A 22,950-nucleotide genomic window follows, 5' to 3' on the forward strand; every position below is an offset into this window, starting at 1 on the left:
GGCTTACGCCTTGCCAAGGCAAACAGGTGCCTTGGCAAGTGAAGAAGCGTTACTTAATTAAACCCACTTCTTTGTAATATTTCTCTGCCCCTGGATGTAGAGGAATAGAAAGGCCAGCTTTTACCATGTCTTCCTTTTTAAGGTTAGCAAATGCTGGGTGAAGACGTTTAAATGTATCGAAATTTTCAAACACCGATTTGGCTACATTGTACGCAACCTCATTCGATACGTCTGTGGTTGTGACCATAGTCGCTGCAACACCAAAGCTATTGATATCTTTGTCTGTACCACGGTACATACCCGCTGGAACTGTGCTAAAAGCATAGTACGGGTTGTCAGCGACAATTTTGTCGATTTGCGGACCGGTTGCGGGGATAAGTTTGGCATCACAAGAGGTTGTTGCTTCTTTTATTGAACCATTTGGATGACCAACTACGTAGACAAAGGCATCAATTTTGTTATCACACAGAGCTTGAGAGCGTTCTGAACCTTTGAGTTCGGACGTTAGCTTAAAGCTGTCATTCGTCCACCCCATTGACTCCATGACCACACCCATGGTTGCTCTGTCACCTGAACCAGGGTTGCCGATATTGACACGTTTGCCTTTAAGGTCAGCTACGCCTTCGATACCAGAGTCAGAGCGCGCAATAATGTTAAATGGTTCGGTATGCAGAGAGAAGACGGCGCGCAGTTTTTTATACGGGCCTTGTTCTGCGAATTTACTGGTGCCGTTGTAACCGTGGTATTGCCAGTCAGACTGAACGATACCGAAATCCAATTCGCCAGCGCGGATAGTGTTGACGTTATAGATTGACCCCCCCGTTGACTCGACAGAACAACGAATATTGTGGTCTTTACGGCCTTTGTTGACTAGCTTACAGATGGCACCACCTGTTGGGTAGTAAACACCAGTAACAGAACCGGTACCAATAGTAATGAATTCTTGAGCGTTGACAGCACCAGCGCCCATGACAGCGGCTGCAATTGCACCCACTTTGATCAGTTTGTTCAATGCCATGAATTTCCCTTCCTTTAATCATTATTTGTCCTGCAGCCATTGGCTGGCCACAGGCGTTTCCCCATGCTGGAAACGGCACTTTTTCAATCCGTGTGTTGGAAAAGTGGCTGAATCATACCAAAAAATGGGCACAGGATTATACGATTGTTAATGGATGTAGCTATTATTGAGGGTTTTTGTTTATTTTGTTAATGGATGGTTTTTGGTTTAAATTCATTAAAATCAATGTCTTATGCTAACTATTATGCAGTGGGGGATATTTTTTAAGATGTGATTTGAGTCACACAGACTATAGGTCGGTGTGACCACTATAAATAAAGAATATATTTCAAATCTAGCCAGTATACTCAAACAACTCACATACCGAATCAAAGAGTTGTTCTGTGGTGATACTCATTGTCGGAGTGATAAAAATGGTATCGTCTCCAGCAACAACGCCCAGAATACCTTCAGATTTGCCTAATGAATCGAGAAGGCGAGCGATAAGCTGAGCCGCTCCTGGGCCTGTATGGATGACGACCAACGCATTGTTGTGATCGACATCTAGAACCAGTTCACGCAGTGAACTTGAGACCGTTGGGACTCCCAGCTCTGCAGGGAGGCAATAGACCATTTCCATTTTTGCGTTGCGAGTCCGCACCGCCCCAAATTTGGTAAGCATTCTGGAAACTTTTGATTGGTTGATGTTTTCAAAGCCTTCATTTTTCAGAGCATCAACAATATCGCCCTGAGAGCCAAATCGTTCCTCTTTGAGTAGGGCTTTAAAAGCGCGGATGAGGTGATCTTGCTTTTCTGAATGACGCATGGTTCTCTTTCAACTCAAGTTTAGATAAAATACAAGTGAATATTCTCGCATAGCTATGCAAGCAGTGCCAACGTTATACCTAAAATCTGTCTTATGTGTCACTGTAAACTCACCGATTATTGTCATCATTTTTGCGGTTAAATGCGCAGTGAATATCGCTAATATCCAATAGAACAAATGTTGCCTTAGGCCTCGTTTTTACTGAGTTGCGCAAGGTCGCAAAGCTGAGGTTAATTGATTGTAATCAAGATGTGATTACTATAGTTTTGGACAGCGTTGATGACATAACATCACCCAAATATTTATAAAGAGATCCATCTCAAGGAGAACTACGATGAAAGTAGCCGTTATTGGTGCCGCTGGAGGCATCGGTCAAGCTCTTGCCCTTCTACTGAAAAACCACCTTCCTGCTGGGTCAGATTTAGCCCTGTATGATATTGCACCAGTAACGCCCGGCGTGGCTGCGGACCTGAGTCATATCCCTACGCCTGTTTCGATAAAAGGCTATGCTGGTGAAGACCCAACGCCGGCGATGGAAGGAGCCGATGTCGTTCTTATTTCTGCGGGTGTTGCCCGTAAGCCAGGCATGGATCGTGCTGACCTGTTTAATGTCAATGCAGGTATTGTCAAATCGTTGGCTGAAAAAATCGCAACGGTTTGTCCCAAAGCGCTAGTGGGTATTATTACAAACCCAGTCAATACCACGGTTCCTATCGCGGCGGAAGTATTAAAGAAAGCGGGTGTGTATGATAAACGTCGTTTGTTTGGTGTGACAACACTAGACGTAATCCGCTCTGAGACTTTTGTTGCAGACCTGAAAGGGAAAGATCCGAGCAACATCAAAGTCCCTGTGATTGGTGGACATTCTGGCGTAACGATTCTACCACTATTATCGCAGGTTGAAGGTGTTGACTTCAGTCCTGAAGAAGTGGAAGCATTGACGAAGCGCATTCAAAATGCGGGTACTGAAGTCGTTGAAGCAAAAGCTGGTGGAGGTAGCGCCACGTTATCAATGGGTCAAGCCGCATGTCGTTTTGGTTTGTCACTGGTCAAGGCACTTCAAGGTGAAGAAGTGATTGATTACGCTTATGTAGAAGGCAACGGAGAGCATGCCCCATTTTTCGCACAGCCAGTTAAGCTATGCAAAGAGGGTGTTGAAGCTGTGTTAAGTTACGGTGAATTGAGTGACTTCGAAAATAATGCATTGAATGGTATGTTGGACACGCTAAATGGAGACATCCAGATCGGCGTTGATTTCGTTAAGTAAGTAAAAGATATCCAAAAATGCTGCCGGCTTTCGAGTCGGCTTTTTTGATCCTTCCATTGAGAACTACGTAAGTAAGTTTAAAATAGGAGATCGTCATGGATATTAACGAAATTGAAAAAGGTATGTTGGTCGAGTGTCAGTCCGGTGTAGGGCACGTGTTGGTGGTTGATGCAAAGACGAACTCTGTCCTAATCGAAGAACGAGAGTCGCAACGACAATTTGCGGCTGAGGTTAGTGAATTAGTCGACGATCCACAACTGCATATAGGCTGCGATAAATATTACTAAGTTTTAGAAAGAAAAAGCGAGCTCAGGCTCGCTTTTTTGATTTTACTGTCTAACGGCGATGGCTTCGATTTCGATGCCTACATCCTTTGGTAGACGAGCAACTTCTACGCATGAACGAGCAGGGTAGTTCTCGACGTCATGCTCGTCGAAAAACTTGCCGTAAACCTCATTAACGGTGCCAAAATCATTTAAATCTTTAACAAAGACAGTGAGCTTCACGATGTCGGCTACGGTCAAGCCAGACGCGGCCACAACGGCTTTCACATTTTCCAAAGATTGACGAGCCTGTTCTGCGATGTCTGATGAGACTTCGCCATTGGCTGGATTGACCGGGATCTGACCAGACGTTAGTACCATATTCCCTAGATCAACGCCTTGAACGTAAGGGCCGATAGCCGCTGGAGCTGATGTTGTATGAAGCACTTTAGTCATTTTTTTATTCCATCTGTTTAATGTTACTAAGGGGATTCAGTTTGCCGTGAAAGCGATAAATCGTAAAGAAAAATCCCTTGAGACGTGAGGTATGGATAGATAATTTATCATAATTTCTTGGTTAACGTTCGGTAACGATTTCACGAGAGAAGACCTTCTCACAGTATTTACACCGGAGCCGAATGTCATTGTTTTTTTCAGATATCTGGAAACTGCTCTCTACCGGTTCATCATGGGTAATACAGTTGCTGTTTGGGCATTCAAAGACGCTGGTAATTTGTTCTGGCAGATCGAGGGCTAGCTTCTTAACAACTTCATAGTTTTCAATCTGATTAACGGTGGCATGGGGTGCGTAGAGCGCCAACTTACTGGCTTGTTCTTTGCTGATGAACACATTTTCTATTTTGAGTAAGTCTTTATGACCCAATGCAGAAGAAGGAAGGTTGAGTCCAACGGTTACACGTTGGGCTGATTTGTCCATTGAGAACAGTTTAAGTACTTTAATACCAATTTGCGCAGGTATGTGATCAATAACAGTACCATTTTTGATCGCTTCAACCTGTAATTGAGAGTCTTTAGTCATAATAAGTTTTTCCGATTACAGTGCTTGATTGAGGACAAGTGCAAGAAGTGCTTCGCGCGCATAAACGCCATTTTCAGCCTGCTGGAAGTAGTAGGCATGGCGTGTTTTATCCACATCGACAGTAATTTCGTCAACGCGTGGGAGTGGATGGAGGACTTTTAGGTTATCACGTGCCTCCTTGAGAAGTTCTGCGGTGAGTACGTAGGCTGATTTGATATGAGCATATTCGGATTCATCGAACCGCTCTTTTTGTACCCGAGTCATATATAGTATATCGAGGTCGGGTATCACGGCCTCCATATCGGTATGCAGGCTGTATTTAATGTCGAGATCGTCCAGTTCCTCACAGATGTAGTCAGGCATTGCCAGTGCATCTGGAGCAATAAAGTAGAAATTAACTTGTTTAAATTTCGCTAAAGCTTGTGTCAGAGAGTGAACGGTTCGGCCATATTTTAAGTCTCCAACAAAGGCAATGTTGAGATTGTCCAAACGACCTTGGGTTTCAGCAATGGAGAATAGATCAAGCAAAGTTTGTGTGGGGTGCTGGTTCGCGCCATCGCCAGCATTGATAACCGGTACGCCGTTTGAAAACTCACTTGCCAAGCGCGCAGCCCCTTCTTGTGGGTGTCGCATTATAAACGCATCAACATAGGACGAGATCACTTGCACTGAATCAGCAAGCGTCTCGCCTTTTTTTACCAATGACGTGTTACTGCCGTTGTCAAAACCGATAGCGTTGCCACCAATGCGTTGAATGGCCGTTTCAAAAGAGAGTCGGGTACGAGTTGAAGGTTCAAAGAAGCAACTGGCAATGACTTTGTTATTGATCAATTCTGGTTTTGGATGGGCTTTCAGTTGACCTGCGGTGTTGACAATCAGTTCAAGCTCCTCACGAGAAAGCTCAGCAATTGAGATAATGTGCTTGTTATAAAGCGTGTTAGTCATAATTATCTTCCCACCTGAAATTTAGGTAATAAAAAACCCCCCATAAGGGAGGCTTCAAAAATCGTTGAAAATAGTAAAAAAAGCGGCCAGTAAGCTTTTTAACTTACTTAGTGTAAATCGTTTCTGAAAGTCCCATTTACGCGGCATATCACTCACTACCTTCGGATAAATTGCCGAGCATTATACGCTGAACATGAGTGAACACAAGCGATGCTAATTCGTATTTTCCGTGTAAGCAGTGTAGATTTTATGCCCCAAGTGTGGCTACCATCACAGCTTTGATCGTGTGCATTCGGTTCTCCGCCTGATCAAAGACAATTGAGTATTTAGATTCAAATACGTCTTCTGTGACTTCAAGCCCGCTCATGCCATATTTATCCGACACTCTTTTGCCTATCTCGGTTTGATCATTATGAAAAGCAGGTAAACAATGCATAAATTTGACGTGCGGGTTTGATGTCATGGCGATGACATCGGCATTGATCTGATAAGGCGCTAATAAAGCGACACGTTCATCCCAAGTGTTAGGATCTTCGCCCATAGAGACCCACACATCAGTGTAAAGGTAATCACAGCCTTTGACGCCTTGTTCTACATTTTCGGTGAGTATTATGTTGGCACCAGTGTGCTGGGCGATTGTTTGGCAAGTTGCAATCAATGCTTCTTCAGGCCAGAAGATTTTTGGTGCAACAAGACGAAGGTTCATTCCCATTTTTGCGGCACCAACCAATAGCGAGTTACCCATATTATTGCGAGCATCGCCAAGGTAAGCAAAGGTGGTTTCGTTTAATGGTTTACCGCGTCCATGCTCTTGCATGGTCATGAAATCGGCCAGAACCTGAGTGGGATGAAATTCATCGGTTAGACCATTCCAAACGGGCACACCGGCATATTTGCCCAGTTGTTCAACAATGTCCTGACCAAAGCCACGATATTCAATTCCGTCATACATCCGCCCCAAGACCCTAGCCGTGTCTTTCATCGACTCTTTGTCGCCAATTTGTGAACCTGATGGCCCAATGTAAGAGACCTGAGCCCCCTGATCAAAGGCTGCAACTTCAAAGGCACAACGAGTGCGTGTGGAGGCTTTTTCAAAGATGAGAGCGATGTTTTTACCCTGCAATTTTTTTTGCTCACCGCCAGCATATTTCGCTTTTTTGAGAGTAACGGATAAATCAAGCAAGAAATCAATCTCGTTTGCAGTAAAGTCGAGAAGTTTAAGAAAATTTCGATTCCGTAAGTTAAAGGCCATATTTCTGTCCAACAAATCGTTCAGCTTGTTGACCATTCAAACATAATCTAGGTGTGTTTGTGAATTATTATTTGTTTAAAATGCCGAAATATGAATTATATTTCGGCATTTTTGATTATAAATTCTCTTCGGCAAACTCCGCCAGACGGCTTCGAACGACACCGTTGAGGTGAATGTTCGCACTGCCCTCGAAGTTTTTGAAACGCTCAACCATATACGTTAATCCGGAATTGACCGGGGTTAAGAAGTGCGAATCAATTTGGGCCAGATTACCAGAGCAAACGATTTTTGTTCCTTCGCCGCAGCGGGTAATGATGGTTTTGATTTGCGAAGCGGTGAGGTTTTGGCATTCATCCAGCAAGACAAATGCGTTCTGAATGGAACGCCCGCGCATAAAGTTGATGGATTTGAACTGAATATTGGCTTTATCACAAATGTATTTCATCGAGCCTTCTGTGCAGTGATCATGTTTATGCAAGGCTTCAAGTGTATCGGTGACAGCAGCGAGCCAAGGTAGCATCTTTTCTTCTTCACTACCGGGTAGGAAACCAATGGATTCTCCAATATCTGGTGTATTGCGAGTCACTATGATCTTATCGAACATACCGTGCTCTATGGTTTGTTCTAATGCAGAAGCGAGGGCAAGCAGTGTCTTACCGCTACCAGCTGCACCGGTTAAGATGACCAAATCGATATCCGGGTCGAGAAGGGCATCAAGGGCCATGCCCTGATAAATGTTTTTAGGCGTGATATCCCAAGCTCGGCGATGCAGCATACGCTCTCTGCTCAGATCTCTGAGTATGATCTTTTCAGAACCAATGTTTTCTACTCGGCCAGCGAAGTCACTTTCTTCGTCAATGACATACTGATTTAGGTAAGTGGGTTCGAAAGGTTCGCGGTTCAGGGTGTGATAAGTGTGACCGCAACGATTTTTACTTTCTACCTCGTCCACATTGGTCCAAAAGTTGCCCTCAACTTGTTGGAAGCCTTTAGTTAAGTACTGAACGTCGTCAATCAACTGGTCAGTGCGGTAGTCTTCAACAAAGCGGACACCAGCTCCTTTCGCTCGCAAACGCATATTGATGTCTTTCGTGATCAGAACCACTTCACGAGGCGCGCGCTTGTTTTGTAGGTAAAGAACGGCATTAAGGATTCGATTGTCACCTGCTTTGTCCGCAAATGCTTTGATCGTCTCCTGAAGTTCAAAATCGGCAAGAATGGAGATATGGCCCGTATTCTCTTTATCTCGGTTAATCGCGATGCCTTCAGAAATTTCATCAGGTGTCGCGTCTTTGAACATGGCTTCCATGGCTCTGATCGCAACGCGTGCATCGCGCGCAACATCGCGTTTACTGTCTTTGATTCGATCAAGTTCTTCGAGGACAGTCATTGGGATGACCACGTCGTGTTCTTGAAATGAATAGATGGCTGAAGGTTCATGAAGAAGGATGTTGGTGTCTAGGACAAAAAATTTCCGATCCGTGTCACCCATAAGCGTCTCCTTGCCGCGATGCGGCTTGTTTGCCATTCACAAGAGTTTGTGATGTGGCCTACTTGCGGTTGCTTGCAGCATGTCGCTCAGAGATCGCTGTCGGTTAGCTACAATGTTGCAAGCCCGTGTTGATCGTCATCTGAAACAATGCATCTCTTGTGCCAGTCGTAAAATTGACACAAAGAGTTACGTTATCCTCTGTGAGTATAAGTCAGATTCGAACTTGTCCTTTTTAGAATTGCCACTCTTTTCTTACACTTTGATGTCATGCAAAAGATGAAGAAAAAATTGTTGATTTTTTGAGGGTTTGTACGTGACCAACATCACAGGTTCGAGTAATATGGGCGACCTTTTTGTCCGTGATGACTGACGTGTTAGATGATGTGTCAGTTGCTTTTTAGTTACGTGATTATCAAATACGTGGGCGCGGGGCGAATGAACAAAATTTTGTCGCCGCAGGCCAACAACCTCTAGAATAACTAGATCTATTTTTTGAATTTAACAGGTGAGGTAGTCGATTCATGACATTTGCTTTAGGCCAGCGCTGGATTAGCGATACGGAAAGCGATCTTGGTTTAGGGACGGTGGTAGCATTAGATGCTCGTACGGTCACATTAATGTTTGCTGCTTGTGAAGAAAACCGAGTCTACGCCCGTAATGATGCGCCCGTCACCCGAGTCACCTTTAATGTTGGCGATAGGGTCGACAGTCAGGAAGGATGGTCACTGAGCATAGAACAAGTGGTCGAAGACCAAGACCTATTAAGCTATATCGGTATGCGAGAAGATACTGGTGAGCAAGGGATAATGCTCCGCGAGATCATGTTGAGTAACCAGATCCGTTTTAACAAACCGCAAGATAAACTCTATGCGGGTCAAATTGATCGTATGGATAACTTTGTGTTGCGTTATCGAGCGTTGATTAACCAATATGAACAGCACAAGAGCCCGATGAGAGGCCTATGTGGTATGCGTGCAGGTTTGATTCCCCATCAGTTATTTATTGCGCATGAAGTTGGGCGCCGCCATGCGCCACGCGTTTTACTCGCCGATGAAGTTGGGTTGGGTAAAACCATTGAGGCTGGGATGATCATTCATCAGCAAGTGTTGGCTGGTCGTGCAGAGCGAATTCTCATTGTCGTTCCAGAGACTCTTCAACATCAGTGGCTTGTTGAAATGATGCGTCGCTTTAACCTTCATTTCTCTATTTTTGATGAAGAGCGGTGCATCGAAGCTTTTGCTGATTCTGACAATCCATTCGATACTCAGCAATACGTCTTGTGCTCTTTAGATTTTTTACGCAAAAGCCGTAAACGTTTTGAGCAAGCGCTTGAAGCTGATTGGGATCTGCTGGTGGTTGATGAAGCGCATCATCTTGAATGGAGTCAAACACAGCCAAGTCGTGAATATCAAGTAGTAGAAGGGTTGGCAGAGCGTACGCCGGGTGTATTATTGCTCACCGCAACACCCGAGCAGCTTGGCCGCGAAAGTCATTTTGCGCGACTGCGTTTGCTCGATCCAGACCGTTTCTTCGATTATCAAGAATTTGTTAAAGAAGAAGAACAATACGCGCCAGTGGCGGATGCGGTCAGCGCCTTGCTGTCTGGCGAAATGTTAGAGAATCACGCGAAAAACCAGATCGCTGAGCTGTTATCAGAACAGGACGTTGAGCCATTATTTCGAATTATTGAAAGTGATAGTAGTGATGATTTAAAAGCCGTCACGCGGCAAGAATTGATCGAGAATTTGATGGATCGTCACGGTACTGGGCGCGTCTTATTCCGCAACACTCGTGCTGCCATTAAAGGTTTTCCTAAGAGAAATGTGAACCTTTTACCCATGCCAATACCTCAACAGTACACCACATCGATGCGTGTCTCAGGCATGATTGGCGGCAAGCTTAATGTCGAAGCTCGGGCGATGAAGAACCTTTACCCCGAAGAAATTTTTCAAGAATTTGAAGGGGATGATGCCAGTTGGTGGCAGTTCGATAGTCGTGTGAATTGGCTCATTGATAAAATAAAAGATAAGCGTAGCGAAAAAATATTGGTTATTGCATCACGTTCCAGCACGGCTTTGCAGCTCGAGCAAGCACTTCGGGAGCGAGAGGGTATTCGTGCCACTGTTTTTCACGAGGGTATGTCAATCCTCGAACGAGATAAGGCCGCCGCCTACTTTGCTCAAGAAGAAGGAGGGGCCCAGGTTCTTATCTGTAGTGAAATTGGGTCAGAAGGGCGTAATTTCCAATTCTCTAACCAATTGGTCATGTTTGACTTGCCGTTTAATCCAGACCTCCTAGAGCAGCGTATTGGCCGCCTTGACCGGATTGGCCAAAACCGTGACATTGATATTCATGTGCCTTATCTAATGGGGACATCACAAGCCATTCTGGCTCGTTGGTTTGATGAAGGCCTTGATGCATTTGCAGAGACGTGCCCGACAGGTCGCACTGTCTATGATAAATACGCTGACCAGTTAGTTGAAATGTTGGCATCGGGAGACATGACGGAACTGGATGAGGTAATTTCTGAATCTGCATTGCTCAATAAAGAACTGAAAGCACAGCTTGAGCAAGGACGTGATCGGTTACTTGAAATACATTCTAATGGCGGGGAAAAAGCACAATCTATCGTTGAAACGATTGCTGCAACGGACGGCGATACAAACTTAGTCACGTTTGCCCTAAGCTTGTTTGATACGATTGGATTGGATCAAGACGATAAGGGTGAGAATGCATTGGTGGTTACGCCATCGGAACACATGTTAGTCCCCAGCTATCCGGGGCTTCCCTATGAAGGCGCCACTATTACATTTGACCGCGAAACGGCGTTATCTCGTGAAGACATGAATTTCATGAGTTGGGAGCACCCGATGATACAAGGAGGGATCGATTTATTGATGAGCGAGGGCGTGGGCACCAGTGCAGTATCCCTACTCAAAAATAAAGCGCTACCTGTTGGGACTTTGCTTCTTGAACTCATCTTCAAGGTCGATGCGCAGGCACCCAAACGCAGTGGTATTAGTCGTTTCTTGCCGACCACTCCTATTCGGATGATGTTAGATGGCAAAGGGAATGATTTATCTGATCAGGTTGAATTTGAAAGTTTCAATCGTCAATTGAGTCCAGTGGGCCGCCATATTGCAACTAAGCTTGTGGCATCAGTGCAATCGCAAGTGCATCAGTTAGTGGCAACCGGCGAAGCTTTGATTCTGAATAAAGTAGAGGCTGTTCGTGATCAAGCACAGCAAGATATGCAGGTGAGCTTGAATTCAGAGTTGGAACGATTGTTGGCGTTAAAAGCGGTCAACCCAAACATTCGTGATGAAGAAATTGCGGCCATTGAGGATCAAATAAAAGAGCTGACAGGTTACATTCGTCAAGCTCAGTATCAGTTGGATTCGCTTAGAATGATTGTTGTTTCCCACAATTAGCCGATAATTAACGAAAATAAACCCAGTGATCCACTGGGTTTACATTGGACAGTAATATGGCAATGGTAGAATACAACCCACCGAAGGCGCCTTGGGTTGATATCGTCTTTGAAGACGACCATATATTAGCGGTGAATAAACCATCGGGTTTATTGTCGGTACCTGGGCGTCTCAAAGAGCATCACGACAGCATGTGGTCTCGACTCGCAGAAACGTACCCTGATATTCAAGTCGTGCACCGACTTGATATGGATACGTCAGGGTTAATGTTGCTCGCAAAGACGAAGACCGCAGAGCGTTCGTTGAAGAAACAGTTTCAATACAGACTGACCCATAAGGTTTACTACGCACGTGTTTGGGGTGAGGTTGAGGTCAGTGCAGGGGAAGTGGATTTTCCGTTGGTGGGTGATTGGCCGAACCGGCCAAGGCAAAAGGTTTGTTTTGAACATGGTAAAGCGGCAAAGACGCTTTTCAACGTGGTAAAGCGAGAAGACAAAACGACTTTAGTCCGGTTACTGCCTATTACTGGGCGCTCACATCAACTCAGAGTCCATATGCAAGCGCTAGGGCATGCGATTGTTGGTGATGAGTTTTACGCTCATGTGGAAGCGTTTGAGTTTTCTGATCGCTTAGCACTTCATGCGGCCGAGCTCAGTTTTTATCACCCGAACTCTCAAAGGCTTATGAATCTTTTCGTTTCATGTGACTTCTATCCTGAAGCCGAATCGATGCTCTTTCACTATTTTAATCCTGTGCGAGAATTGCCGGATTATAAAACACTGCCTTCCCCTTAATTCGCAAGGGCAGGACTAGGAGATACCATGACACTGCCCATTGTTGTTTTTCTTGATCGAGCCACCATCCCTCCGCAGATTGAAGTACCGCATCTGCCTTTTGATCATCAGTGGATAGAATATGACGATACCTCACCAGCTCAAGTCGTGGAACGCTTGAAAGAGGCTCAAATTGTGATTACCAACAAAGTGGTTCTTAATGACAGCAGCCTGAGTCAATTGCCTTTACTTAAGATGATCGCCATTTCTGCAACGGGTTATAACAATATTGATATTGACTCTTGCCTTAAGCGAGGAATCGCCGTGACCAACGTTCAGGGTTATGCCACTCAGTCAGTACCTGAACATGTTATTGCGATGATATTTGCCTTGAAACGTAATCTTAAAGGTTATCACAATGATATTGCTAACGGAGAATGGCAACGTCACCAGCAGTTTTGTTTTTTTACTCACGCTATCACGGATGTCGCGGGTTCAACACTCGGTGTGATTGGAAGTGGCACGCTCGGGCGCGCTACCGCGACGCTAGCAAAGGCGTTGGGAATGAATGTCTTATTTGCGGAGCGTAAAGGTGCGTCAACGTGTCGAGACGGATTTCTTCCGTTCGAAAGAGTCTTATCTATGTCGGATGTCCTGACCCTTCATTGTGCTTTAAACGAACAGACTCAGGGGTTAATTGGTGCGCATGAATTGGCACAAATGAAGACCAGCAGCATTGTTATCAATACCGGTCGAGGGGGGCTGGTCAATGAAGAGGCGCTCGTCAACGCGCTCAATCTTGGCATCATTAGTGGTGCAGGTTTTGATGTGTTTACCGATGAACCCGCTGAACAATCTAACGCCCTGATTGCCAATATGCATTTGCCCAATTTGTTGCTGACCCCTCATGTGGCCTGGGGGAGTGATTCTTCGATTAAAAAATTGGCGGATATTTTAATTGCCAATATCGTCGCCTTTATCGAAGGGAGGGCACAGAATCGTATTGTTTAAATAACATTCAGCCGCCATTACTGTTTGTTGATTCGTTTAAGTCCTTTATTAAAAATTTCCAACAGTTTCTTTCCATCTGGGTGCGCTTTAGAAAACATCAGGTAACTGTTATTAATTAAAAAAGGTTTAGGATGATAGGTAATGAGCGCTTGAGTTTCTAAGGGCAATCTATTTAGAGTGAATAAGCCAATATTTTTCTCTTCGGGGACAAGTTCTACTCTCCGGTATTTGAGGAGTTGAAAGGCTTTTTCTGGGCCTTCAACTCTGTTCATGCTGATTTGATTGCCGGACAACATATTGTCGAGCTCATTTCCATAGCTATAGCCGAGACCGCCACCAAGATGTTTTCCTTGAATGTCAGCCAGTGACTGCCATTCGAACGGTTCCTCTTTGAGGTGAAAAAAAACAAATTGCTCTTGTGCAACGGGATCACTATACATAAAGTGCTCGGTTCGCTCTTGAGTGAACATCCAAACTGCGGTTGCGGCATATTCACCAGCACTCGCCTTTTTATAGGCGCGCTTCCAGGGTAAAAAATGGAACTCGACTTGATAACCCTGAACAGAAAATACGTTTTTAATGGTTTGTCCGACCTGCCCAAAACCTTCTAATTCTTCGCCAATAAAAGGGGGCCACTCGCCCGCGACAATTTCAATGACTTTGGGCTGTTCATTGGAAAGAGCCGCCGTGGTAAGCATAGTTGTCAATATACCCACCCAAAACTTGTGTGATGGCATGTTCACTCCAGCGACTGCTGTTAATATATTTATTAATGCTAGGGTATAATTGCTCGGGAGCCAACCTATAACGAGATATCGGGCTTAGAAAAGGGGTCTTATTTTGGCGGACACGTCGTTGTATTTTCGTGTGATGCCTGAATGTGTAAAAATATTGTTATAAAGATTATTTCTAATTGTGATGAGCTTCAATTGGTTGAATTTTTTAAAAAACAACCATGGACTAACTTAATAAATTGCAAGATATTAGCCGCCTTAACCTTCTATACACACACTTTTAGGACATTGAAAAGAAATGGAACAGAAAACAAACATAAACCCTATTGAATTTAAGGGGAAAGGCAGTGAATTCTTTGGAATTTGGATTGTCAACTTTTTTCTTTCTGCTATAACGCTTGGTATTTACTCTGCTTGGGCAAAAGTAAGAACCAAACGTTATTTTTATGGTAATACTTATATCGCTGGTGACAACTTCGATTATCATGCGATGCCGATGCAAATTTTGAAGGGCCGTCTCGTTGCGGTCGCAGTGCTCTTTGTCTGGGTGGTTTCGAGTTCGTTTTCGCCAGTGTTTAGTTCCTTATTACTCTTTGTCTTTTATTGTGCGCTCCCATGGCTGCTCTGGAGTAATGCTCGTTTTGATGCAGCGATGACAAGTTATCGCAATGTGCGGTTTTCATTTAATGCGTCTCTGAAAGACGCTTATATCGCGCTTATGGGACGTGGTTTGGGTGCTGTCATCTTGTTCTCAATCTATGCCTTTGTCGTCGTGTCCCTATTTCAAGTTTCGTTTTTGGCTGCGATTGTCATGGGGGTAGGATCGTTATTTTTTATGGCAGCACTTCACGCTTGGATCATGTCGGGTATGTTACGATATTTCGTGAACGGTTATAAATTCGGTGAGTGGCAATTCAGCGCAAAGATTGAGTTGGGCTTTTTTGTCAAAACATATCTAAAAGCAATGGGGCTCGGGATCTTAGTTTTTGCGCTTATTGGTGTGACAACGCTGTTGACGATCTTTGGCAAGAATGATGTTAGCCAAATGACAAATGGTAATTTCTCGTCATTGATGGATATGACTAATACCGTTGCTTATGTGCTTGCCTATATTGCTATCCTTGTCGTGATGATTGTTTTAACCGCCTATACAGCAACGTGTGTCCATAACTACGTGATCTCTCAGGTTCAGTCAAAGCTCAACGAAAAAGATCTGCCAACTTATACCTTTGCTTCAACGTTGACAGTCAGTGGCTACGCATGGCTCATTATTTCTAATTTCCTTCTTCAGGTAGTGACTCTTGGTCTTGCAAGGGCATGGGTAATGGTTCGTACGATGCGTTATATTGCTGACAATACGACGGTTATTGGTGACATGAGTGAACTGAAAGCGATTGATCAGGGCTCAAACGTTAAATCCGCGGTGACGGATGAATTGGCACAAGCATTCGACTTAGGTATTGGTATCGGTTAATGAGAATGGATGGGATTGCTTTTCCGCCACGCAGTTCGGTCAAACATGATGCGGTGCTCGATGTCTCTCAGACTAATAGATTAAGTCTTTGCGTCGATGGACAAATCATGGACTATGATTTGCAGCAGACCAATATTAGTGCCCCTGTCGGTAACTTGCCAATACGATTTACATTCTCCAATGGTTGGGTATTTGTCGTCGACAAGGATACTCATGTTGACCAATTTTTGGAAAAAATACGTAAAGCAAGCGTGCTGGACAAGGTCGAGTCGAACAGTCTTGCATGGTTACTTTCTGCTGTTGCGTGTGTTGCTTTGATAATAGGTACCTATTTGTATGTCATCCCTTGGATGAGTGATAGATTGGCTGAAGCGATTCCTCACCGCGTGTCAGTCATTCTTGGCGATAAGGTCCTAGAACATCTCGACAATAGCTGGGAGCCAAGCAAAATAAGCCATGAGCGGCAAGACCTAATTCGTCAACGGATAAAAGGGCATGTGGAAAGCTTGGGTGAATTCCCATATCCGATCACTGTTGTTTTTCGCTCATCTAAGATGGGGGCTAATGCGTTTGCGTTGCCGGGAGGCAAAATTGTGTTGCTGGACAAGTTGGTTGCACTGGCGGGCAATGAGCAGCAACTCGACAGTGTTATTTTGCACGAGTTGGGGCACATTCATCATAATCACGTGATGAAAAACTTGGTGTATTCGAGTTTGTTGTCGGTTGGCGTTGCGGTACTCACTGGAGAAAGTTCTGGTATTGTCGACACGCTTGCCAGTGTCGGTGTTTTCTTGTCGTCGAACAGCCACTCGAGAGACGCAGAAACACAAGCCGATCACTATGCAAAAAAGGCAATGGTACTTATTTATGGCCATAGTGAGCCAATGGTAGAAATGTTTGAAAAAATGCACATGGACGCAATCAACATGCCAGAGTGGCTGAGTACGCACCCAGATTTGGATCAGCGTATTCGAACCATACGGGAACCATAAAATGAAGAAGGCAGCGAAATCGCTGCCTTTTATTTTCATTGTGAAATAGTTAAAGTGCTGAAATAGTTGATTTCTGTTCTTCCAGTTTAATCAGGGTTTCTTGATAGCCTTCAAGCTTTTCACGCTCTTTCGCGATAACCGCTTCTGGCGCTTTAGCAACGAAACCTTCGTTACTTAGCTTGCCTTCGATACGCTTGATTTCGCCGTGCGTTTTCTTCACTTCTTTGTCTAGGCGAGCAAGCTCGGCATCTTTGTCGATAAGGCCCGCCATTGGGATCATCAGCTCAGATTTGCCAACCAGTTTAGTTGCACAAGCAGGAGTCTCTTCACCATCAGCTAGAACTTTAATATCGTCTAGCTTAGCTAGAGAAGTCAGAACGATCTTGTTTGCTTCGATACGAGCGGCATCTTTCTCATCAGCAACCTTGATCATTACTTCTAAGCCTTGGCTTGGTGCAATGTCGTATTCCGCACGTAGGTTACGGATAGCAGTGATGAAAGTCTTAACCCATTCGATGTCGTCAACGATCTCAGCATTGAAGTTAGCTTCATTAAACTGAGGAAGCGCTTGAGTCATGATCGTTTCACCTTCAACGCCCTCTACTAGCGGCTTAACGCTCTGCCAGATAGATTCCGTGATGTAAGGAAGAACAGGGTGAGCAAGACGCAGAGTCTTCTCAAGAACCGTGATAAGCGTGTAACGAGTCGCTTGTTGTTGAGCTTCAGACCCCTTCCAAAGAACAGGTTTAGTTAGCTCTAAGTACCAGTCACAGAATTGGTTCCAGATGAATTCGTAAAGCGTGTTGGCTGCCATGTCTAGACGGTAGTTGTCTAGGTGAGCGTTAAACTCTTTCGCTGCAACTTCAAACTGAGATTCAATCCACTTGTCTGCGAGAGAGAATTCCATGTTTGCACGGTCTTCTACAGACAGTGACATGCCGCAGTCGTGCTCTTCTGTGTTCATCAGTACGTAACGACTTGCGTTCCATAGCTTGTTACAGAAGTTACGGTAACCCTCAAGACGCTTCATGTCCCAGTTGATGTCACGGCCAGTTGAAGCCATAGCAGCAAGAGTGAAACGCAGTGCGTCAGTACCGTAGGGTTCGATACCGTTTTCGAACGTTTTACGTGTGTTCTTCTCGATTTTGGCCGCCAATTTTGGTTGCATCATGTTGCCACAACGCTTCTCTACTAGCTCCTCAAGGCCGATGCCGTCAATCATGTCGATTGGGTCAAGTACGTTACCTTTCGACTTAGACATCTTGTCGCCGTTTTCATCACGGATAAGACCCGTCATGTAAACGGTTTTGAAAGGGACTTGAGCCTTGCCATCTTCGTCTTTCACGAAGTGCATGGTCATCATGATCATACGAGCAACCCAGAAGAAGATAATATCAAAACCAGATACGAGTACTTCAGATGGGTGGAATGTTTTCAGTGCGTCAGTATCTTCAGGCCAGCCTTGTGTGCCGAACGTCCAAAGTGCAGAAGAGAACCAAGTATCCAGTACGTCGTCGTCTTGCTTAAGCACAACAACAGGCGCTAGGTTGTTCTTTTCACGAACTTCTTCTTCAGTGCGACCTACGTAAACTTTACCATCGTTGTCGTACCATGCTGGGATACGGTGGCCCCACCAAAGTTGACGAGAGATACACCAGTCTTGCACGTCACGCATCCACGCGAAGTACATGTTTTCGTACTGCTTAGGTACGAATTGGATTTGACCATCTTCAACCGCTTTAACTGCTGGCTCTGCAAGAGGTGCTGTGCGCACGTACCATTGGTCAGTCAGCATTGGTTCGATAACCACGCCACCACGGTCGCCGTAAGGGACTGTTAGGTCGTGATCTTTGATCTCTTCAAGAAGACCAAGCTCATCGAATTCAGCAACGATAGCTTTACGTGCAGCAAAACGCTCCATGCCTTGGTACTTAGCAGGGATATCTGTTGAGTAAACATCGCTTTCTTCGCCGTTCGTTGTGAAGACTTCAGCAGCATCACGGATATCAGCGTTGAACGTTAGGATGTTGATCATCGGTAGGTTGTTGCGCTTACCCACTTCGTAATCGTTAAAGTCATGAGCTGGAGTGATCTTCACACAACCCGTGCCTTTTTCCATGTCTGCGTGCTCATCGCCTACGATAGGGATAAGACGGTTTACAACAGGAAGTAGGATTTCTTTGCCGATAAGATCTTTGTAACGAGGATCTTCTGGGTTAACAGCAACACCAGTATCACCAAGCATGGTTTCAGGACGAGTCGTCGCAACAACGATGTAGTCTTTACCATCAGCCGTTTTAACGCCGTTCGCTAGCGGGTAGCGGAAGTGCCACATGAAACCTTTTTTGTCTTTGTTTTCAACTTCAAGATCCGAGATTGCGGTGTGCAGTTTAGGGTCCCAGTTGACGAGACGCTTACCACGGTAGATTAGGTCTTCTTCGTAGAGACGAACAAACACTTCTTGAGTCGCAGCCGATAGGCCGTCATCCATAGTGAATCGCTCACGATCCCAATCGACAGAGGCTCCAAGACGACGAAGTTGCTGAGTGATCGTGCCACCTGATTCGCCTTTCCATTCCCAGATCTTGTCGATGAAAGCTTCACGGCCGTAGTCGTGTTTTGTTTTGCCTTCTTCTGCAGCAATCTTACGCTCAACAACCATTTGAGTGGCGATACCCGCATGGTCTGTACCGACTTGCCACAGCGTGTTTTTACCTTTCATACGCTCAGCACGGATAAGCGTATCCATGATGGTGTCTTGGAAGGCGTGACCCATGTGCAGGCTACCAGTGACATTTGGTGGCGGAATCATGATGCTGTACGCTTCTTTTGATGTGTCACCGTGTGGCTTAAAGTAGCCTTTCTCTTCCCAAGCTTGGTACAAAGCTTGTTCGATTGATGTTGGGTTGTATGTCTTTTCCATAGTGCTCATTTTTTCCCATTATCATTGCGGCGGTAGCGTCGTTGTTTGCAATTGCCGATTTCATCACACTTTGGTTTTTGTTCAGAAATGTTGCTCTTACTAACTTGCTACAACTCCAATTATTTGGGGGAATTGTGTTCAGGTTAATGTCTGTCAATCGTTATAAGTGAACTCTCTCGAAAGAGAGTTTAACTATAAGGATTGACGGTTATTGATGGTTGATTTCTAACGTTTGTAATTGGTAACCAGCTTGACGATAGATTTTATACCTTTCTCTTGCGAGTTGCTTCGCTTTTTCTTCGCAAGATACGAAGTCTACCACCTCAGTAAACTTGTTCGCAAAGGTTGTCTCATTTTTCGCCAAGTTTATAACCAATTGTCGATTCCAAGAAGGTTTCACACCTTGGTGTCCAATTTCGATATTGGTGCCATACCGCGGGCCCTCTCCAACAAGGTTATGGGCAACAAATTGTTGAGATGCGACTTGCCAAAAAACTTCGGCAATTCGCTCAGCATGTGATTGATCGTGGCAGTTAATGTAAACCTTTGCACCTTGCTGAGAAAAATGTTGTGCGAGAAAGAGTATGTATTGGTCAAACCCCTCTATGTTGTCTTGAGGAGAATCTGGGTTGACGATGTAAAACGTTGCCTTTGGCATAAATTTACTCAATAAATCAAGAGAGACAAAAAAGGGCCTTTCGGCCCTTTTTTAGATTTCGAGGATTATTCCTCTGCCTCTAGGCCACTTCGATTAAGCAAGAACTGGACAAGCATCGAGACCGGACGCCCTGTTGAGCCTTTCGCTGCGCCAGATTTCCATGCAGTCCCTGCAATATCAAGGTGTGCCCAGTGGTACTTTTTAGCAAACTTGGACAAAAAGCAGCCAGCAGTAATAGTGCCACCTGGTCGACCACCTATGTTTGCCATATCAGCAAACGGGCTCTTCAATTGTTCATGATACTCGTCTGCCATCGGTAAACGCCATGCACGATCACTGGCTTGTTCTGACGCGTTTACCAGTTCATGGGACAAGGGGTTATGGTTTGAGAGTATGCCACTGATATGGTGGCCTAAGGCAATGACACAAGCACCAGTTAAGGTTGCAACATCAATGACGCATTCAGGGTCAAAGCGCTCCACATAAGTTAAGGCGTCACACAACACCAAGCGGCCTTCGGCATCCGTGTTCAATACTTCCACCGTTTGACCAGACATAGTCGTGAGAATGTCACCAGGGCGGTAAGCATTGCTACCAGGCATATTTTCACAACCAGCCAGAATACCAATGACATTAATCGGCAGGTTGAGCTTTGCCAGAGACTTCATGGTTCCAAAAACGGAAGCAGCGCCACACATGTCATACTTCATTTCGTCCATGGCTTCTCCCGGTTTGAGGGAGATACCGCCGGAATCAAACGTCAGTCCTTTACCTACGAGTACAATTGGTTTTGCATCGGGATCTGGGCTACCTTTATATTCCATAATGGACATCAGTGATTCATTTTTAGAACCTCTGCCTACGGCAAGATAAGACGTCATCCCTAGCTTTTCCATCTCCTGCTCACCGATTATCTTAGTGGTAATGGTCTCGTAGTCATCGGCAAGACGACGAGCTTGTGAGGCAAGATAGGCAGGATTAGCGATATTGGGTGGCATGTTACCAAGGTTTTTCGAGGCCTTGACGCCGGAAGAAATCGCCAAACCATGAGAAATGGCTTTTTCACCCAAGCTCAACTCGCGTCGAGTTGGGACGTTAAACACCAATTTACGCAGTGGACGGCGTGTTTCTGGCTTTACACTCTTGAACTGATCGAAGATATAAAGCCCGTCTTTGGTTGCTTCGACGGCTTGACGTACCTTCCAGTAGGTATCACGCCCCTTCACGTGCAGTTCTGTTAGGAAGCAAACGGCTTCCATAGAGCCTGTTTCGTTGAGAGTGTTAATGGTTTTTTGAATGATTTCCTTGTACTGACGCTCACCCAACTCTCTTTCCTTGCCACAACCGACAAGTAAAACGCGTTCTGATAGCACACCGGGCACTTGATGCAGCAGGAGCATCTGGCCTGGTTTACCTTCCAGATCACCCCGGCGAAGTAGTGAACTGATATAGCCGTCGCTGATCTTATCGAGCTGTTCAGCAACCGGAGAAAGGCGACGTGGCTCAAAGACACCGACAACAATACATGCACTGCGTTGCTTTTCTGGGCTACCACTCTTTACACTGAACTCCATGCGTACTCCTACATCCTGAAGACAAATCGAACTAAATGTTAGATAATGGCGTCTTACTTGTTGATTCCTTGATGGGAACTACTTTTAAATAAGCACGTTAACAGTTAGCTGGAAATTTAAAAAAATAAAAGGTTCAACGGGAAATTATAGTGATTCAATTAAAAAAACAAGTTTTGTATAGGTAATTTCAGCGTGATTATTGTTAGATATTTGATCCGCGAGACACTCAAGAGCCAGTTAGCGATATTTTTTATCCTATTTCTAGTGTTTTTGAGCCAAAAATTGATCAAAGTGTTAGCGGATGCATCAGATGGTGATATCCCAGCGAGTTTGGTGATGCATTATGTTGGGTTAAGCATGCCGTCAATGGGACTTTTGATGCTGCCATTGAGCCTGTTCCTCGGTATTTTGCTCACCTTTGGTCGTTTGTACGCGGAAAGTGAAATAACCGTGATGAATGCAACTGGAATTGGAAATAAGTTTCTCATTCGTGCCGCCTTGTATCTGGCGGTTATCACAGGTGTCATCGCGGCAGCCAATGCTTTTGTATTTGCTCCTATGAGTCAGGAAAAGCTGATTCAATTACAAGAAGAGGTAGAATCAGAAAACAGCGTGGATCTGTTGCAAAAGGGGCAATTTCAGGGAACCCCAGATGGGTCATCTGTGGTGTTCATTGATGATATTGAAGGGAAACAACTGAAGCATGTTTTCGTCGCACAAATGCGCCCACGTGATTCCATTTTGCCGAGCGTCTCTTTTTCGCAATCCGGTGAAGTGAAACAACTCAGTGATGGTCGTCAGGTTATTCGAATGTATGACGGTACCCGTTATGAAGGGGTTCCGACGCAGGTGAATTACATGATCACCGATTTCGATCAATATGAAGGTTTGATTGGTCAGAGGGATGTTAAACGAAAAGGCCGTGATTGGGAGGCAATCCCTACTCTAGACCTGCTGTCAAATCCGGATTCGAGTGCTCAGGCTGAACTGCAATGGCGAATTTCTTTAGTGGTCTGTATTCCGTTGTTGACGATGCTGGTTGTGCCACTTTCGGCCGTGAATCCACGCCAAGGACGTTTTGCTAAAATGGGCCCCGCTATCTTGATTTACCTTGCCTACTTCTTGTCAATCAGTGCCACTAAATCGGCTTTAGAGGACGGTTCGATTGCTTCCTTTATTGGCATGTGGCCAATCAATGCGGCTTTGTTGCTGACTGCGATAGGGATAAATTCGATGGACAGCATTCCGGTACGACGTTTTAAAGACAAACTAAGACAAAGAAAAAAGGCAGTATAAGTC

General features: G+C 45.0%; 19 protein-coding genes. 8 read left to right on the forward strand and 11 right to left on the reverse strand.

The features are described 5' to 3' along the window. Positions 1–49: 49 nt before the first annotated feature. The gene (locus tag HLM86_RS13485; RefSeq protein WP_076589485.1) at positions 50–1,018 is read right to left on the reverse strand and encodes a TAXI family TRAP transporter solute-binding subunit; all 969 of its coding nucleotides are present in this window, start codon (positions 1,016–1,018) and stop codon (positions 50–52) included. A gap of 334 nt (positions 1,019–1,352) precedes the next feature. Next, on the reverse strand, positions 1,353–1,823 hold the full coding sequence (argR, locus tag HLM86_RS13490) for a transcriptional regulator ArgR (protein WP_076589486.1): 471 nt from the start codon (positions 1,821–1,823) through the stop codon (positions 1,353–1,355). A gap of 334 nt (positions 1,824–2,157) precedes the next feature. Between argR and mdh the strand changes: the two genes are divergently transcribed. Together mdh and HLM86_RS13500 are read left to right on the forward strand one after the other, a co-directional pair. Further along, the gene (mdh, locus tag HLM86_RS13495) at positions 2,158–3,090 is read left to right on the forward strand and encodes a malate dehydrogenase (RefSeq protein WP_076589487.1); all 933 of its coding nucleotides are present in this window, start codon (positions 2,158–2,160) and stop codon (positions 3,088–3,090) included. 95 nt (positions 3,091–3,185) lie between these two features. Continuing rightward, positions 3,186–3,377 (forward strand): hypothetical protein, encoded by a 192-nt coding sequence (locus HLM86_RS13500; RefSeq protein WP_076589488.1) that lies wholly within the window; start codon positions 3,186–3,188, stop codon positions 3,375–3,377. Between the two features lie 42 nt (positions 3,378–3,419). Here the strand turns inward: HLM86_RS13500 and HLM86_RS13505 are convergent, their stop codons facing one another. The 5 genes from HLM86_RS13505 to HLM86_RS13525 form a co-directional block, all read right to left on the reverse strand. Then, entirely contained in the window at positions 3,420–3,809 is a 390-nt protein-coding gene (locus HLM86_RS13505) for a RidA family protein (RefSeq protein ID WP_170883143.1), read from the reverse strand. Positions 3,810–3,930: 121 nt separating this feature from the next. After that, on the reverse strand, positions 3,931–4,392 hold the full coding sequence (gene pyrI / locus HLM86_RS13510; protein WP_170883145.1) for an aspartate carbamoyltransferase regulatory subunit: 462 nt from the start codon (positions 4,390–4,392) through the stop codon (positions 3,931–3,933). A 15-nt stretch (positions 4,393–4,407) separates the two neighbouring features. Beyond that, on the reverse strand, positions 4,408–5,337 hold the full coding sequence (pyrB, locus tag HLM86_RS13515) for an aspartate carbamoyltransferase (protein ID WP_170883147.1): 930 nt from the start codon (positions 5,335–5,337) through the stop codon (positions 4,408–4,410). Between the two features lie 247 nt (positions 5,338–5,584). Continuing rightward, entirely contained in the window at positions 5,585–6,589 is a 1,005-nt protein-coding gene (argF, locus tag HLM86_RS13520) for an ornithine carbamoyltransferase (RefSeq protein WP_076589536.1), read from the reverse strand. Positions 6,590–6,704: 115 nt separating this feature from the next. Further along, a complete protein-coding gene (locus HLM86_RS13525; protein ID WP_076589492.1) occupies positions 6,705–8,081 on the reverse strand; it encodes a PhoH family protein in 1,377 nt (458 codons plus the stop codon). Between the two features lie 521 nt (positions 8,082–8,602). On the opposite strand from HLM86_RS13525, the gene rapA reads away from it, so the two are divergent. From rapA to HLM86_RS13540, 3 genes are read left to right on the forward strand one after another with little or no spacing between them, the layout of a single operon-like run. Further along, on the forward strand, positions 8,603–11,512 hold the full coding sequence (rapA, locus tag HLM86_RS13530; RefSeq protein ID WP_170883148.1) for an RNA polymerase-associated protein RapA: 2,910 nt from the start codon (positions 8,603–8,605) through the stop codon (positions 11,510–11,512). A gap of 56 nt (positions 11,513–11,568) precedes the next feature. Continuing rightward, the gene (rluA, locus tag HLM86_RS13535) at positions 11,569–12,306 is read left to right on the forward strand and encodes a bifunctional tRNA pseudouridine(32) synthase/23S rRNA pseudouridine(746) synthase RluA (protein WP_170883151.1); all 738 of its coding nucleotides are present in this window, start codon (positions 11,569–11,571) and stop codon (positions 12,304–12,306) included. Positions 12,307–12,333: 27 nt separating this feature from the next. Further along, entirely contained in the window at positions 12,334–13,296 is a 963-nt protein-coding gene (locus tag HLM86_RS13540) for a D-2-hydroxyacid dehydrogenase (RefSeq protein WP_170883153.1), read from the forward strand. A gap of 17 nt (positions 13,297–13,313) precedes the next feature. Here HLM86_RS13540 and HLM86_RS13545 read toward each other — a convergent pair whose 3' ends face one another. Continuing rightward, positions 13,314–13,994: a substrate-binding periplasmic protein gene (locus tag HLM86_RS13545; protein ID WP_143678257.1), complete on the reverse strand. Its 681-nt coding sequence runs from the start codon at positions 13,992–13,994 to the stop codon at positions 13,314–13,316. Between the two features lie 334 nt (positions 13,995–14,328). On the opposite strand from HLM86_RS13545, the gene HLM86_RS13550 reads away from it, so the two are divergent. Both HLM86_RS13550 and HLM86_RS13555 read left to right on the forward strand, forming a co-directional pair. Next, complete coding sequence (locus HLM86_RS13550; RefSeq protein WP_170883154.1) at positions 14,329–15,504, forward strand: YjgN family protein; 1,176 nt, start codon at positions 14,329–14,331, stop codon at positions 15,502–15,504. After that, positions 15,504–16,496, forward strand: a complete 993-nt coding sequence (locus HLM86_RS13555) for a M48 family metallopeptidase (protein ID WP_076589498.1) — start codon at positions 15,504–15,506, stop codon at positions 16,494–16,496. The genes HLM86_RS13550 and HLM86_RS13555 overlap by 1 nt, the downstream gene beginning before the upstream one ends. 49 nt (positions 16,497–16,545) lie before the next feature. Here HLM86_RS13555 and HLM86_RS13560 read toward each other — a convergent pair whose 3' ends face one another. From HLM86_RS13560 to pepA, 3 genes are all read right to left on the reverse strand, one after another. After that, complete coding sequence (locus HLM86_RS13560) at positions 16,546–19,419, reverse strand: valine--tRNA ligase (protein WP_076589499.1); 2,874 nt, start codon at positions 19,417–19,419, stop codon at positions 16,546–16,548. 208 nt (positions 19,420–19,627) lie between these two features. Beyond that, on the reverse strand, positions 19,628–20,077 hold the full coding sequence (locus HLM86_RS13565) for a DNA polymerase III subunit chi (RefSeq protein WP_076589500.1): 450 nt from the start codon (positions 20,075–20,077) through the stop codon (positions 19,628–19,630). 65 nt (positions 20,078–20,142) lie between these two features. Then, complete coding sequence (gene pepA / locus HLM86_RS13570; protein WP_076589501.1) at positions 20,143–21,651, reverse strand: leucyl aminopeptidase; 1,509 nt, start codon at positions 21,649–21,651, stop codon at positions 20,143–20,145. A 192-nt stretch (positions 21,652–21,843) separates the two neighbouring features. Between pepA and lptF the strand changes: the two genes are divergently transcribed. Further along, positions 21,844–22,947, forward strand: a complete 1,104-nt coding sequence (gene lptF / locus HLM86_RS13575; RefSeq protein ID WP_170883156.1) for an LPS export ABC transporter permease LptF — start codon at positions 21,844–21,846, stop codon at positions 22,945–22,947. The last annotated feature ends 3 nt before the right edge of the window (positions 22,948–22,950 follow it).

It is taken from the genome of Vibrio ostreicida, assembly GCF_013074385.2.
Taxonomy (GTDB): Bacteria; Pseudomonadota; Gammaproteobacteria; order Enterobacterales; family Vibrionaceae; genus Vibrio; species Vibrio ostreicida.

Excerpts from the sequence above, each read along its gene's own strand:
- HLM86_RS13525 (WP_076589492.1), bottom strand. The coding sequence starts at position 8,081 with ATGGGTGACACGGATCGGAAATTTTTTGTCCTAGACACCAACATCCTT.
- HLM86_RS13505 (WP_170883143.1), bottom strand. The coding sequence starts at position 3,809 with ATGACTAAAGTGCTTCATACAACATCAGCTCCAGCGGCTATCGGCCCT.
- HLM86_RS13560 (WP_076589499.1), bottom strand. The coding sequence starts at position 19,419 with ATGGAAAAGACATACAACCCAACATCAATCGAACAAGCTTTGTACCAA.
- HLM86_RS13550 (WP_170883154.1), top strand. The coding sequence starts at position 14,329 with ATGGAACAGAAAACAAACATAAACCCTATTGAATTTAAGGGGAAAGGC.
- HLM86_RS13565 (WP_076589500.1), bottom strand. The coding sequence starts at position 20,077 with ATGCCAAAGGCAACGTTTTACATCGTCAACCCAGATTCTCCTCAAGAC.
- HLM86_RS13545 (WP_143678257.1), bottom strand. The coding sequence starts at position 13,994 with ATGCTTACCACGGCGGCTCTTTCCAATGAACAGCCCAAAGTCATTGAA.
- pyrI (WP_170883145.1), bottom strand. The coding sequence starts at position 4,392 with ATGACTAAAGACTCTCAATTACAGGTTGAAGCGATCAAAAATGGTACT.
- mdh (WP_076589487.1), top strand. The coding sequence starts at position 2,158 with ATGAAAGTAGCCGTTATTGGTGCCGCTGGAGGCATCGGTCAAGCTCTT.
- argF (WP_076589536.1), bottom strand. The coding sequence starts at position 6,589 with ATGGCCTTTAACTTACGGAATCGAAATTTTCTTAAACTTCTCGACTTT.
- HLM86_RS13485 (WP_076589485.1), bottom strand. The coding sequence starts at position 1,018 with ATGGCATTGAACAAACTGATCAAAGTGGGTGCAATTGCAGCCGCTGTC.
- pepA (WP_076589501.1), bottom strand. The coding sequence starts at position 21,651 with ATGGAGTTCAGTGTAAAGAGTGGTAGCCCAGAAAAGCAACGCAGTGCA.
- HLM86_RS13500 (WP_076589488.1), top strand. The coding sequence starts at position 3,186 with ATGGATATTAACGAAATTGAAAAAGGTATGTTGGTCGAGTGTCAGTCC.
- rluA (WP_170883151.1), top strand. The coding sequence starts at position 11,569 with ATGGCAATGGTAGAATACAACCCACCGAAGGCGCCTTGGGTTGATATC.
- HLM86_RS13540 (WP_170883153.1), top strand. The coding sequence starts at position 12,334 with ATGACACTGCCCATTGTTGTTTTTCTTGATCGAGCCACCATCCCTCCG.
- rapA (WP_170883148.1), top strand. The coding sequence starts at position 8,603 with ATGACATTTGCTTTAGGCCAGCGCTGGATTAGCGATACGGAAAGCGAT.
- pyrB (WP_170883147.1), bottom strand. The coding sequence starts at position 5,337 with ATGACTAACACGCTTTATAACAAGCACATTATCTCAATTGCTGAGCTT.
- argR (WP_076589486.1), bottom strand. The coding sequence starts at position 1,823 with ATGCGTCATTCAGAAAAGCAAGATCACCTCATCCGCGCTTTTAAAGCC.
- HLM86_RS13555 (WP_076589498.1), top strand. The coding sequence starts at position 15,504 with ATGAGAATGGATGGGATTGCTTTTCCGCCACGCAGTTCGGTCAAACAT.